Consider the following 13,772-nt stretch of genomic DNA (forward strand, 5'->3'; position numbering starts at 1 on the left):
CGTCTTTTGCTCAGAAAGAGTAAAATATGCCACGTTTCAGGCGCGGGGTGGAGCAGCCTGGTAGCTCGTCGGGCTCATAACCCGAAGGTCGTCGGTTCAAATCCGGCCCCCGCAACCACTTTCCCATTAAGTACTTTTTCAAATATACTGTGAGGACTAGGTCCTTCGTAGCCGGATTTGAAAGAATTCTTCTGGAAGGTGTTCCAGATCGCAATTGCGGTCTCAGGGTTCAGTTATCTAAAGCCCCGATTTATCGGGGTTTTTTGTTATCTGACTTCAGAATAACTGGGCTATACGCCCTTTTTTTATGTCTTGGGGGTGGGTTTGTCCACATTAGAGCAAAAATTAACAGAGATGCTCACTGCGCCAGTTGAAGCGCTTGGCTTTGAGCTGGTCGGCATCGAATTTATTCGCGGTCGCACATCCACACTGCGCATCTATATTGATAGTGAAGATGGCATCAATGTTGATGATTGTGCTGATGTGAGCCACCAGGTCAGTGCTGTCATGGATGTCGAAGATCCGATCACCGTCGCTTACAACCTGGAAGTCTCTTCGCCTGGTCTCGACCGTCCGATGTTTACTGCTGAACACTATCAACGTTTCACCGGTGAAGAAGTTTCGCTGGTGCTGCGCATGGCGGTACAGAACCGTCGTAAATGGCAGGGCATTATCAAAGCGGTAGACGGTGAGATGATCACGGTAACCGTCGAAGGCAAAGATGAAGTGTTCGCGCTGAGTAACATCCAGAAGGCGAACCTGGTTCCCCACTTTTAACAGTCTGGATTGAGGTGAAAGGCCCCGATGAACAAAGAAATTTTGGCTGTTGTTGAAGCCGTTTCCAACGAAAAAGCGCTGCCGCGCGAGAAGATTTTCGAAGCGTTGGAAAGCGCTCTGGCAACGGCGACCAAGAAAAAATACGAACAAGAGATCGACGTTCGCGTAGAAATCGACCGTAAAAGCGGCGATTTCGACACCTTCCGTCGCTGGCTGGTGGTTGAAGAGGTGACTCAACCTACCCGCGAGATCACGCTGGAAGCTGCGCGTTACGAAGATGAAAGCATGAACGTCGGCGACTACGTTGAAGATCAGATTGAATCTGTCACCTTCGACCGTATCACTACGCAGACCGCTAAACAGGTTATCGTACAGAAAGTACGTGAAGCTGAGCGCGCGATGGTTGTCGATCAGTTCCGCGAGCACGAAGGTGAGATCATCACCGGCGTGGTGAAAAAAGTGAACCGCGACAACATCACTCTGGATCTGGGCAGCAATGCTGAAGCCGTGATCCTGCGTGAAGATATGCTGCCGCGTGAAAACTTCCGTCCGGGCGACCGTATTCGCGGCGTGCTGTACGCCGTTCGTCCGGAAGCACGCGGCGCGCAGCTGTTCGTGACTCGCTCCAAACCGGAGATGCTGGTCGAACTGTTCCGCATTGAAGTGCCGGAAATTGGCGAAGAAGTGCTGGAAATCAAAGCCGCAGCCCGCGATCCGGGTTCTCGTGCGAAAATCGCCGTGAAAACCAATGACAAGCGTATCGACCCGGTTGGCGCTTGTGTCGGTATGCGCGGCGCGCGCGTTCAGGCGGTTTCTACCGAGCTTGGCGGCGAGCGCATCGATATCGTCCTGTGGGATGATAACCCGGCGCAGTTCGTGATTAACGCTATGGCGCCGGCTGACGTCGCGTCCATCGTGGTGGATGAAGATAAACACACCATGGACATCGCGGTAGAAGCAGGCAACCTGGCGCAGGCGATCGGCCGTAACGGTCAGAACGTCCGCCTGGCATCGCAGCTCAGCGGCTGGGAACTCAACGTCATGACCGTTGATGACCTGCAGGCTAAGCACCAGGCTGAAGCCCATGCCGCTATCGATACCTTCACCAAATATCTCGATATTGATGAAGATTTCGCAACCGTACTGGTTGAAGAGGGCTTCTCCTCGCTGGAAGAACTGGCCTATGTGCCGATGAAAGAACTGCTGGAAATCGACGGCCTTGACGAAGCGACCGTTGAAGCACTTCGTGAGCGTGCGAAAAACGCACTGACTACACTGGCGCTGGCTCAGGAAGAAAGCCTGGGAGACAACAAACCTGCCGACGATTTACTGAATCTGGAAGGTTTGGACCGTGCTCTGGCGTTTAAGCTGGCTGCCCGTGGTGTTTGTACGCTGGAAGATCTCGCCGAACAGGGCGTTGATGACCTGGCTGATATCGAAGGTATGACCGACGAGAAAGCTGGTGAACTCATCATGGCTGCTCGCAACATTTGTTGGTTCGGCGACGAAGCGTAATAAACTGTAGCAGGAAGGAACAGCATGACAGATGTGACTATTAAAGCGCTGGCCTCAGAAATTCAGACCTCTGTGGATCGCCTGATACAGCAATTTGCTGATGCAGGCATTCGCAAATCGGCTGATGATTCTGTGACCGCGCAAGAGAAGCAAACCTTGTTAACGCACCTGAACCGTGAACACGGCTCGGCGCCTGACAAGCTGACGTTGCAGCGTAAAACGCGCAGCACGTTAAATATTCCAGGTACCGGTGGAAAGAGTAAATCGGTACAAATCGAAGTCCGCAAGAAACGCATCTTTGTGAAACGCGATCCGCAAGAGGCTGAACGCCTGGCCGCGGAAGAGCAGGCGCAGCGTGAAGCGGAAGAGCAGGCCCGTCGTGAAGCTGAAGAAGCAGCTAAACGCGAGGCGCAATTAAAAGCTGAACGTGAGGCCGCAGAACAAGCTAAACGTGAAGTCGCTGATAAAGCGAAACGTGAAGCCGCGGAAAAAGACAAAGTGAGCAATCAACATACCGACGAAATGACCAAGACCGCCCAGGCTGAAAAGATCCGCCGTGAGAACGAAGCAGCGGAGCTGAAGCGCAAATCGGAAGAAGAAGCACGCCGCAAACTTGAAGAAGAAGCGCGCCGTGTAGCGGAAGAAGCACGCCGTATGGCTGAAGAAAATGAAAAAAACTGGAGTGAAACTCCGGAAACCCCAGAAGAAACGACCGACTACCACGTAACCACCTCTCAGCATGCGCGTCAGGCTGAAGATGATAACGATCGTGAAGTTGAAGGCGGTCGCGGCCGTGGCCGTAACAGCAAAGCTGCGCGTCCGGCGAAGAAAGGCAACAAACACGCTGAATCCAAAGCTGACCGTGAAGAAGCCCGTGCGGCCGTTCGTGGCGGTAAAGGCGGCAAACATCGTAAAGGTTCTTCTCTGCAGCAGGGCTTCCAGAAGCCGGCTCAGGCCGTTAACCGTGATGTTGTGATCGGCGAAACCATCACCGTTGGCGAGCTGGCCAACAAGATGGCGGTCAAAGGCTCTCAGGTCATCAAAGCGATGATGAAACTGGGCGCGATGGCGACCATCAACCAGGTCATCGACCAGGAAACCGCACAGCTGGTTGCCGAAGAGATGGGCCACAAAGTTATCCTGCGTCGTGAAAACGAGCTGGAAGAAGCAGTAATGAGCGACCGTGACACCGGCGCTGCGGCTGAACCGCGCGCACCGGTAGTGACCATCATGGGTCACGTTGACCACGGTAAAACCTCTCTGCTGGACTACATTCGTTCTACTAAGGTTGCCTCCGGCGAAGCGGGTGGTATTACCCAGCACATCGGCGCGTACCACGTAGAAACCGACAACGGCATGATCACCTTCCTGGATACCCCGGGCCACGCCGCGTTTACCTCTATGCGTGCTCGTGGCGCGCAGGCGACGGATATCGTGGTTCTGGTGGTGGCGGCAGACGACGGCGTGATGCCGCAGACTGTGGAAGCTATCCAGCACGCCAAAGCGGCGCAGGTGCCGGTAGTGGTTGCAGTGAACAAGATCGATAAGCCGGAAGCGGATATGGATCGCGTGAAGAACGAACTCTCCCAGTACGGCGTGATGCCGGAAGAGTGGGGCGGTGAAGCGCAGTTCATCCCAGTATCAGCGAAAGTCGGTACCGGTATCGACGACCTGCTGAACGCAATCCTGCTGCAGGCTGAAGTTCTCGAACTGAAAGCGGTACGTAACGGTATGGCGAGCGGCGCGGTCATCGAATCCTTCCTGGATAAAGGTCGTGGTCCGGTAGCTACCGTTCTGGTTCGCGAAGGTACTCTGCATAAGGGCGATATCGTACTGTGTGGCTTTGAATATGGCCGCGTACGTGCGATGCGTGACGAACTGGGTCGCGAAGTGCTGGAAGCGGGTCCGTCCATTCCGGTGGAAATCCTCGGTCTGTCCGGCGTTCCGGCGGCGGGTGATGAAGTTACCGTTGTTCGTGACGAGAAAAAAGCGCGTGAAGTTGCGCTGTATCGTCAGGGTAAATTCCGTGAAGTTAAACTGGCTCGCCAGCAGAAATCTAAACTGGAAAACATGTTCGCTAACATGACCGAAGGCGAAGTTCACGAAGTGAACATCGTGCTGAAAGCGGACGTGCAGGGCTCTGTCGAAGCGATTTCCGATTCCTTACTGAAACTGTCTACCGACGAAGTTAAAGTGAAGATCATCGGTTCCGGCGTAGGTGGTATCACCGAAACCGACGCGACCCTGGCTGCCGCTTCCAACGCGATTCTGGTTGGCTTCAACGTTCGTGCCGATGCTTCCGCACGTAAAGTTATCGAGTCAGAAAGCCTGGATCTGCGTTACTACTCCGTCATCTATAACCTGATCGACGAAGTGAAAGCAGCGATGAGCGGCATGCTGTCTCCGGAACTGAAACAGCAGATCATCGGTCTGGCTGAAGTGCGTGATGTCTTCAAATCGCCGAAATTCGGCGCCATCGCGGGCTGTATGGTTACCGAAGGTACGATTAAACGTCACAACCCAATCCGCGTCCTGCGCGACAACGTGGTTATCTATGAAGGCGAGCTGGAATCCCTGCGCCGCTTCAAAGATGACGTTAACGAAGTCCGTAACGGCATGGAATGTGGTATCGGCGTGAAGAACTACAACGACGTTCGCGTTGGCGATATGATCGAAGTGTTCGAAATCATCGAAATCCAGCGTAGCATCGACTAATCGTCAGATAGCTATGCGAAGGCCGGGTAAGCGAAGCGCCACCCGGCAATAATTTTAAAAAGGGGCTTTTGGCCCCTTTTTTGTCTTTATTCTGGAGAATTTATTATGGCGAAAGAATTTGGTCGCCCGCAGCGCGTGGCCCAGGAGATGCAAAAAGAAATTGCCATCATCCTGCAGCGTGAAATCAAAGACCCGCGTCTGGGCATGATGACCACCGTTTCCGGCGTGGAAATGTCCCGTGACCTGGCCTATGCCAAAGTGTATGTCACCTTCCTCAACGACAAAGATGAAGCCGCGGTGAAAGCGGGCATCAAAGCGCTGCAGGAAGCCTCTGGCTTTATCCGCTCTCTGCTGGGCAAAGCGATGCGCTTGCGCATCGTGCCGGAACTGACTTTCTTCTACGACAACTCGCTGGTCGAAGGGATGCGCATGTCCAACCTGGTTACCAGCGTGGTGAAACACGACGATGAGCGTCGTGTTAACCCGGACGACAGCAAGGAGGACTAATGAGTCGTCCTCGTCGTCGCGGCCGCGACGTGCACGGCGTATTGCTGCTGGATAAGCCTCAGGGCGCCTCCAGCAACGATGTGCTGCAGAAAGTAAAACGTATTTATAACGCCAACCGCGCTGGGCATACCGGCGCGCTGGATCCGCTGGCGACCGGTATGCTGCCGGTTTGCCTTGGCGAAGCGACTAAGTTTTCCCAGTATCTGCTGGACTCCGATAAGCGTTATCGCGTGATCGCCAAACTTGGCCAGCGTACGGATACCTCCGACGCCGATGGTCAGGTGGTGGAAGAACGCCCGTTAACCTTTAGCGAAGAACAACTGGCGGCGGCGCTGGATAGCTTCCGCGGCGAGACTCAGCAGGTGCCGTCGATGTACTCGGCGCTGAAGTATCAGGGTAAAAAACTGTACGAATACGCTCGTCAGGGCATTGAGGTTCCGCGTGAAGCCCGGCCGATTACGGTCTATGAGCTGCTGTTTATTCGCCATGAAGGCGATGAACTGGAGCTTGAGATCCACTGCTCGAAAGGCACCTACATCCGTACGATTATCGATGATTTGGGTGAGAAACTTGGCTGCGGCGCGCACGTGATTTTCCTGCGTCGCCTGGCGGTGAGCAAATACCCGGTCGAGCGGATGGTGACCCTGGAGCAGCTGCAGGCGCTGGTCGAACAGGCGGCGGCGCAGGATATTCCTGCCGCGCAACTGCTTGATCCGCTGCTGATGCCGATGGACAGCCCGGCTTCGGATTACCCGCTGGTTCATATTCCAGAAACTTCCGCGGTCTACTTTAAGAACGGTAATCCGGTTCGTCAGTCAGGCGCGCCGCTTAACGGGCTGGTGCGGGTGATGGAAAGCGAGTCCGGTAAGTTCCTCGGCATGGGCGAAATCGACGATGAAGGCCGCGTCGCGCCTCGTCGTCTGGTGGTGGAATACCCGCAGTGAGCGCTTTTGTTGCGATAAAAGCCTGCTACGAGTAGAATATCGCCGCTTAACGTCCGCTAAAGTGTTTTAACATTTTCGGGCGTTGCATCAGGGGTTGCTGAATTAGAGATCGGCACCCTTTCTTTACTTATAATTTTGGAGTTTGAAAATGTCTCTAAGCGTTGAAGCTAAAGCACAAATCGTTTCTGAGTTCGGTCGTGGCGCAAACGACAGCGGTTCTACTGAAGTTCAGGTTGCACTGCTGACTGCACAGATCAACCACCTGCAGGGTCACTTTGCAGAGCACAAAAAAGATCACCACAGCCGTCGTGGTCTGCTGCGCATGGTTTCTCAGCGTCGTAAACTGCTCGACTACCTGAAACGTAAAGATGTTGCACGTTACTCCGCGCTGATCGAGCGTCTGGGTCTGCGTCGCTAATTCTGCGAGTTTCAGAAAAAGGGGCCTCACGGCCCCTTTTTTCGACCGGGCGGCAGCAATTCATTAAAAACTCATGTATTGTTGCTATTAATGATCTTCATGCAGAGGTTCGCGCGGCTAATGAGAGGCTTCATCCGCAGGGGCGGGTAAAGGTTGTCATTAGTCGCGAGGATGCAGAGGATCGGGTCATCAGACGCGATATCGTGGATATGGCGTCATTTTTAGATAAAAGGATAGAATTTTGCTTAATCCGATCGTTCGTAAATTCCAGTACGGCCAGCACACCGTAACCCTGGAAACCGGCATGATGGCGCGCCAGGCAACGGCCGCTGTGATGGTTAGCATGGATGACACCGCGGTATTCGTTACCGTTGTGGGTCAGAAAAAAGCGAAACCGGGCCAGGACTTCTTCCCGCTGACTGTTAACTACCAGGAGCGTACTTACGCTGCCGGTAAAATCCCGGGTGGCTTCTTCCGTCGTGAAGGCCGTCCAAGCGAAGGCGAAACCCTGATCGCGCGTCTGATTGACCGCCCGGTTCGTCCGCTGTTCCCGGAAGGCTTCGTTAACGAAGTTCAGGTTATCGCGACCGTTGTTTCCGTTAACCCGCAGGTTAACCCGGATATCGTCGCGATGATCGGCGCATCCGCAGCGCTGTCTCTGTCCGGTATTCCGTTCAATGGCCCAATCGGCGCCGCTCGCGTGGGTTACATCAACGACCAGTACGTACTGAACCCAACCCAGGAAGAGCTGAAATCCAGCAAACTGGATCTGGTGGTTGCCGGTACCGAAGCGGCCGTACTGATGGTTGAATCCGAAGCTGAACTGCTGAGCGAAGACCAGATGCTGGGCGCGGTGGTCTTTGGCCACGAGCAGCAGCAGGTTGTAATTCAGAACATCAACGACCTGGTGAAAGAAGCCGGTAAACCACGTTGGGACTGGCAGCCGGAAGCGGTCAACGAAGCGCTGAACGCGCGCGTTGCTGCGCTGGCTGAATCCCGCCTGAGCGATGCTTACCGTATCACCGACAAACAAGAGCGTTACGCTCAGGTTGACGTGATCAAATCTGAAACCATCGCTACGCTGGTTGCTGAAGATGAAACCCTGGACGCCAACGAACTGGGTGAAATCCTGCACGCCATCGAGAAAAACGTTGTTCGTAGCCGCGTACTGGCAGGCGAGCCGCGTATCGATGGCCGCGAAAAAGACATGATCCGTGGTCTGGACGTTCGTACCGGCGTACTGCCGCGTACTCACGGTTCCGCACTGTTTACCCGCGGCGAAACTCAGGCGCTGGTTACCGCGACTCTGGGTACCGCACGCGACGCGCAGAACATCGACGAACTGATGGGCGAGCGCACGGACTCCTTCCTGTTCCACTACAACTTCCCTCCGTACTCCGTAGGCGAAACTGGCATGGTGGGTTCTCCGAAGCGTCGTGAAATCGGTCACGGTCGTCTGGCTAAGCGCGGCGTTCTGGCCGTAATGCCGACAATCGACGAATTCCCGTACACCGTTCGCGTGGTATCTGAGATCACCGAATCCAACGGTTCTTCTTCCATGGCTTCCGTCTGTGGCGCATCTCTGGCGCTGATGGACGCTGGCGTGCCGGTGAAAGCCGCCGTTGCGGGTATCGCAATGGGTCTGGTGAAAGAAGGCGACAACTTCGTCGTACTGTCCGACATTCTGGGTGACGAAGACCACCTTGGCGATATGGACTTCAAAGTTGCGGGTTCTCGCGACGGTATCTCTGCGCTGCAGATGGATATCAAAATTGAAGGTATCACCAAAGAAATCATGCAGGTTGCTCTGAACCAGGCTAAAGGTGCGCGTCTGCACATCCTGGGCGTGATGGAACAGGCGATTAACGCGCCGCGCGGCGACATCTCCGAATTCGCACCGCGTATCCACACCATCAAGATCAACCCGGACAAGATCAAAGACGTTATCGGTAAAGGCGGTTCTGTTATCCGTGCTCTGACCGAAGAAACCGGCACCACCATCGAAATCGAAGATGACGGTACCGTGAAGATCGCAGCGACCGACGGCGACAAAGCGCAGCATGCTATCCGCCGTATCGAAGAGATCACCGCTGAGATCGAAGTTGGCCGTATCTACAATGGTAAAGTGACCCGCATCGTTGACTTTGGCGCATTCGTTGCCATCGGCGGCGGTAAAGAAGGTCTGGTTCACATCTCTCAGATCGCTGACAAGCGCGTTGAGAAAGTGACTGATTACCTGCAGATGGGTCAGGAAGTACCGGTTAAGGTTCTGGAAGTTGACCGTCAGGGCCGCGTACGTCTGAGCATTAAAGAAGCAACTGAGCAGACTCAGCCAGCTAACGCGCCGGAAGCTCCGGCCGCAGAGCAGGGCGAGTAAGGTTGCCGATTGCCCTCCGCTTCGGCGGAGGGTCTATTCCGGGCAGGATGCCTTTTTGCAGCCGGGGAACTGGACGTTCATCCAATCGTTGTCTTCGGGAGTGGGAAATGAAGCCTTTTCTGCGCTGGTGTTTCGTGGCGACAGCTCTCACGCTGGCAGGATGCAGCAACTCTGCCTGGCGTAAGGACGCCGTCCTCGCGGTACCATTGCAACCGACTTTGCAGCAAGAAGTGATTCTGGCGCGCATGGAACAAATTCTTGCCAGTCGGGCTTTAACCGATGACGAACGCGCACAGCTTTTATATGAGCGCGGAGTGTTGTATGATAGTCTCGGTCTGAGGGCATTAGCGCGAAATGATTTTTCACAAGCGCTGGCAATCCGACCCGATATGCCTGAAGTATTCAATTACTTAGGCATTTATTTAACGCAGGCAGGCAATTTTGATGCTGCCTATGAAGCGTTTGATTCTGTACTTGAGCTTGATCCAACTTACAACTACGCGCACTTAAACCGCGGCATCGCTCTGTATTACGGTGGCCGTGCTAAGTTAGCGCAAGATGATCTGCTGGCGTTTTATCAAGACGATCCCAATGATCCTTTCCGCAGTCTGTGGTTATACCTCGCCGAGCGTAAGCTTGATGAGAAGCAGGCGCTTGAAGCACTGAAACAGCGCTTCAACAAGTCGGATAAAGAGCAATGGGGATGGAACATTGTCGAGTTCTACCTTGGCGACATTAGCGAAAAAGAGCTGATGACCCGTCTGAAGGCAGACGCAACGGATAACACCTCGCTCGCTGAGCATCTCAGTGAAACCAACTTCTATTTAGGTAAGTACTACCTAAGTCTGGGGGACAAGGACAGCGCTACGGCACTGTTCAAACTGGCGGTCGCTAACAACGTTCATAACTACGTTGAGCACCGATACGCATTGTTGGAATTATCGCTCTTGGGCCAGGAGCAAGATGACCTGGCAGAATCGGACCAGCAATAGCTGACGAACACACATCAGCCCATTTTTTGATTGCCATCACCTTCGCGGGTGAGGGCGTTGTTGTTCGTTAATACACCTACTTTGAGCCGGTTCACACTTTTCAATGAAAATTACTCTAAATTTTCACGATGAGTTATGTAGACTGGCCGCCATTAATTTTGAGGCACACGTACTACATGGCTGAATTCGAAACCACTTTTGCAGATCTGGGCCTGAAGGCTCCTATCCTTGAAGCGCTTAACGATCTGGGTTACGAAAAACCATCTCCGATCCAGGCTGAGTGCATTCCGCATCTGCTGGACGGCCGCGACGTTCTGGGTATGGCCCAGACCGGTAGCGGTAAGACCGCAGCGTTCTCTTTACCGCTGCTGAACAACATCGATCCTGAGCTGAGAGCACCACAGATTCTGGTGCTGGCGCCGACCCGCGAACTGGCGGTACAGGTTGCAGAAGCAATGACGGAATTCTCTAAACATATGCGCGGCGTAAACGTGGTTGCCCTGTACGGCGGCCAGCGTTATGACGTGCAGCTGCGCGCCCTGCGTCAGGGGCCGCAGATCGTTGTCGGTACCCCGGGTCGTCTGCTGGACCACCTGAAGCGCGGTACGCTGGATCTCTCTAAACTGAGCGGCCTGGTACTGGACGAAGCAGATGAAATGCTGCGCATGGGCTTTATCGAAGACGTAGAAACCATTATGGCGCAGATCCCGGAAGGTCATCAGACCGCTCTGTTCTCCGCCACTATGCCGGAAGCGATTCGTCGCATTACCCGCCGCTTCATGAAAGAGCCGCAGGAAGTGCGCATTCAGTCCAGCGTCACCACGCGCCCGGACATCAGCCAGAGCTACTGGACTGCTTACGGCATGCGTAAAAACGAAGCGCTGGTGCGTTTCCTGGAAGCGGAAGACTTTGATGCGGCGATTATCTTCGTGCGTACCAAAAACGCGACCCTGGAAGTGGCAGAAGCGCTGGAGCGTAGCGGTTATAACAGCGCCGCGCTTAACGGCGATATGAACCAGGCGCTGCGTGAGCAGACCCTGGAGCGCCTGAAAGACGGTCGTCTGGACATCCTGATCGCCACCGACGTTGCGGCCCGCGGCCTGGACGTTGAGCGCATCAGCCTGGTTGTTAACTATGACATCCCGATGGATTCCGAATCTTACGTTCACCGTATCGGTCGTACCGGTCGTGCGGGTCGTGCGGGTCGCGCGCTGCTGTTCGTTGAGAACCGTGAGCGTCGCCTGCTGCGTAACATCGAACGTACGATGAAGCTGACGATCCCTGAAGTAGAACTGCCGAACGCAGAACTGCTGGGCAAACGTCGCCTGGAGAAATTCGCCGCTAAAGTTCAGCAGCAGCTGGAAAGCAGCGATCTGGACCAGTACCGTGCGCTGCTGGCGAAAATCCAGCCGACCGCGGAAGGCGAAGAGCTGGACGTAGAAACGCTGGCCGCTGCGCTGCTGAAAATGGCCCAGGGCGAACGTTCTCTGATCGTTCCGCCGGATGCGCCGATGCGTCCGCGTCGTGAATTCCGCGATCGTGATGACCGTTTCGAACGCCGTGGCGACCGTAATGACCGCGGTCCGCGTGGCGATCGTGAAGATCGTCCGAAGCGTGAGCGCCGTGACGTGGGTGAGATGGAACTGTACCGCATTGAAGTGGGCCGTGATGACGGCGTTGAAGTTCGTCATATCGTTGGCGCGATCGCTAACGAAGGCGACATCAGCAGCCGTTACATCGGTAACATCAAGCTGTTCGGTTCTCACTCCACCATCGAACTGCCGAAAGGTATGCCGGGCGAAGTGCTGCAGCACTTTACTCGTACCCGCATCCTGAACAAGCCGATGAACATGCAGCTGCTGGGCGATGCGCAGCCGCGCACCGAACGTCGTGGCGGCGGCGAGCGTCGTGAAGGCGGTCGTGGCTTCGGCGGCGAGCGTCGTGAAGGCGGTCGTAGCTTCGGTGGCGAACGTCGTGAAGGCGGTCGTGGTGAAGGTCGTCGTTTCAGCGGCGAACGTCGTGAAGGCGGCCGCGCGCCGCGTCGTGACGATGCTTCCGCGCCGCGCCGTGATGATTCCGCGGGTCGTCGTCGTTTCGGTGGCGATGCGTAATAAGCGCAATCCGCTAGCGTAAAGTAAATAATACAGCCCCGATCGTCATGATTGGGGCTTTTTTTATTTCTTTTGTACTCGTGTACTGGTACAGTGCGTCATGCTCAACGTGAGCGAAGTATTTTCGACTGGAGATTTCGGCAAATGGCGACACTAACCACTACGGCCACCCGACCGTCTTTATTTGGCGGCGTGGTGATTATCGGCGGCACAATTATTGGCGCGGGCATGTTCTCGCTGCCGGTGGTTATGTCCGGCGCGTGGTTCTTCTGGTCGCTGGCGGCGCTGGTTTTTACCTGGTTCTGCATGCTGCACTCCGGTTTGATGATTCTGGAAGCCAACCTTAACTACCGGATTGGCTCCAGCTTCGACACCATTACCAAAGACCTGCTCGGCAAAGGCTGGAACCTGGTAAACGGCGTGTCGATCGCCTTTGTGCTGTATATCCTGACCTACGCCTATATTTCGGCGAGCGGTTCGATCCTGCACCACACCTTCAGTGAAATGTCGCTGAACGTACCCGCGCGCGCTGCGGGCTTCGGCTTCGCGCTGCTGGTGGCCTTTATCGTTTGGATGAGCACGAAAGCGGTAAGCCGCATGACGGCTATCGTACTGGGCGCTAAGGTGATTACCTTCTTTCTGACCTTCGGCAGCCTGCTGGGGCACGTCGAGCCGACGACGCTGTTTAACGTCGTGGAGAAGAATGCCTCCTATGCGCCATATCTGCTGATGACGCTGCCGTTCTGTCTGGCCTCGTTTGGCTATCACGGTAACGTGCCGAGCCTGATGAAATATTATGGTAAGGATCCGCGTACCATTACCCGCTGTCTGATTTACGGTACGCTGCTGGCGCTGGGTCTGTATGTGGTCTGGCTGCTGGTGACGATGGGTAATATCCCTCGTCCGCAGTTTATCGGTATCGCCCAGAAGGGCGGCAACATTGATGTGCTGGTGCAGGCGCTGAGCGGCGTGCTGAATAGCCGCGGTCTGGATCTGCTGCTGGTGGTGTTCTCCAACTTTGCCGTCGCCAGTTCCTTCCTCGGCGTGACGCTGGGGCTGTTCGATTATCTCGCGGATCTGTTTGGCTTTGACGATAGCGCGATGGGACGCTTTAAAACCGCGCTGTTGACCTTTATCCCGCCGATGATCGGCGGGCTGGTGAAACCAGATGGCTTCCTTTACGCCATCGGCTATGCCGGTCTGGCGGCGACGGTATGGGCGGCGATTGTGCCGGCGCTGCTGGCCCGCGCTTCGCGTAAACGCTTCGGTAGCCCGCAGTTCCGCGTTTGGGGCGGAAAACCGATGATTACGCTGATCCTGCTGTTCGGGCTCGGCAACGCGGTGGTGCATTTCCTGTCGAGCTTTAATCTGCTGCCGGTTTATCAATAACCGCATCGCCCGGTGGCGTGACGCGCA

Annotated in this window: 11 protein-coding genes and 1 tRNA gene; all 12 read left to right on the forward strand. The window is 55.1% G+C overall.

The window, feature by feature from the left end:
* Nucleotides 1–41: 41 nt before the first annotated feature.
* The 12 genes from ABLV66_RS02790 to mtr all read left to right on the forward strand — a co-directional run bounded on the left by ABLV66_RS02790 (nucleotide 42) and on the right by mtr (nucleotide 13,745).
* Nucleotides 42–118, forward strand: a tRNA-Met gene (locus tag ABLV66_RS02790).
* A 206-nt stretch (nucleotides 119–324) separates the two neighbouring features.
* A complete protein-coding gene (gene rimP / locus ABLV66_RS02795; RefSeq protein ID WP_015703598.1) occupies nucleotides 325–777 on the forward strand; it encodes a ribosome maturation factor RimP in 453 nt (150 codons plus the stop codon).
* Between the two features lie 27 nt (nucleotides 778–804).
* Nucleotides 805–2,292: a transcription termination factor NusA gene (gene nusA, locus ABLV66_RS02800; protein WP_015369524.1), complete on the forward strand. Its 1,488-nt coding sequence runs from the start codon at nucleotides 805–807 to the stop codon at nucleotides 2,290–2,292.
* A gap of 24 nt (nucleotides 2,293–2,316) precedes the next feature.
* Entirely contained in the window at nucleotides 2,317–5,007 is a 2,691-nt protein-coding gene (gene infB / locus ABLV66_RS02805; RefSeq protein WP_348876254.1) for a translation initiation factor IF-2, read from the forward strand.
* Between the two features lie 105 nt (nucleotides 5,008–5,112).
* Nucleotides 5,113–5,514, forward strand: a complete 402-nt coding sequence (rbfA, locus tag ABLV66_RS02810) for a 30S ribosome-binding factor RbfA (RefSeq protein WP_002918248.1) — start codon at nucleotides 5,113–5,115, stop codon at nucleotides 5,512–5,514.
* Nucleotides 5,514–6,458 (forward strand): tRNA pseudouridine(55) synthase TruB, encoded by a 945-nt coding sequence (gene truB, locus ABLV66_RS02815; RefSeq protein ID WP_045394942.1) that lies wholly within the window; start codon nucleotides 5,514–5,516, stop codon nucleotides 6,456–6,458. Before rbfA ends, truB begins: the two co-directional genes overlap by 1 nt.
* Before the next feature lie 148 nt (nucleotides 6,459–6,606).
* Complete coding sequence (rpsO, locus tag ABLV66_RS02820; RefSeq protein WP_045394940.1) at nucleotides 6,607–6,876, forward strand: 30S ribosomal protein S15; 270 nt, start codon at nucleotides 6,607–6,609, stop codon at nucleotides 6,874–6,876.
* A 241-nt stretch (nucleotides 6,877–7,117) separates the two neighbouring features.
* Nucleotides 7,118–9,253, forward strand: a complete 2,136-nt coding sequence (gene pnp / locus ABLV66_RS02825; RefSeq protein ID WP_047038750.1) for a polyribonucleotide nucleotidyltransferase — start codon at nucleotides 7,118–7,120, stop codon at nucleotides 9,251–9,253.
* A gap of 107 nt (nucleotides 9,254–9,360) precedes the next feature.
* Entirely contained in the window at nucleotides 9,361–10,245 is an 885-nt protein-coding gene (gene nlpI, locus ABLV66_RS02830) for a lipoprotein NlpI (protein WP_020077841.1), read from the forward strand.
* A gap of 103 nt (nucleotides 10,246–10,348) precedes the next feature.
* On the forward strand, nucleotides 10,349–10,429 hold the full coding sequence (gene yrbN, locus ABLV66_RS02835) for a protein YrbN (RefSeq protein WP_086538083.1): 81 nt from the start codon (nucleotides 10,349–10,351) through the stop codon (nucleotides 10,427–10,429).
* Nucleotides 10,422–12,356 carry a DEAD/DEAH family ATP-dependent RNA helicase gene (locus tag ABLV66_RS02840; RefSeq protein WP_015369531.1) on the forward strand — a complete coding sequence of 645 codons (1,935 nt, stop codon included), beginning with the start codon at nucleotides 10,422–10,424 and terminating at the stop codon, nucleotides 12,354–12,356. Before yrbN ends, ABLV66_RS02840 begins: the two co-directional genes overlap by 8 nt.
* A gap of 144 nt (nucleotides 12,357–12,500) precedes the next feature.
* Nucleotides 12,501–13,745, forward strand: a complete 1,245-nt coding sequence (gene mtr / locus ABLV66_RS02845; RefSeq protein WP_045394937.1) for a tryptophan permease — start codon at nucleotides 12,501–12,503, stop codon at nucleotides 13,743–13,745.
* Nucleotides 13,746–13,772: the final 27 nt, after the last annotated feature.

Source organism: Klebsiella sp. CN_Kp073 (genome assembly GCF_040065495.2).
Classification (GTDB): Bacteria; Pseudomonadota; Gammaproteobacteria; order Enterobacterales; family Enterobacteriaceae; genus Klebsiella; species Klebsiella aerogenes.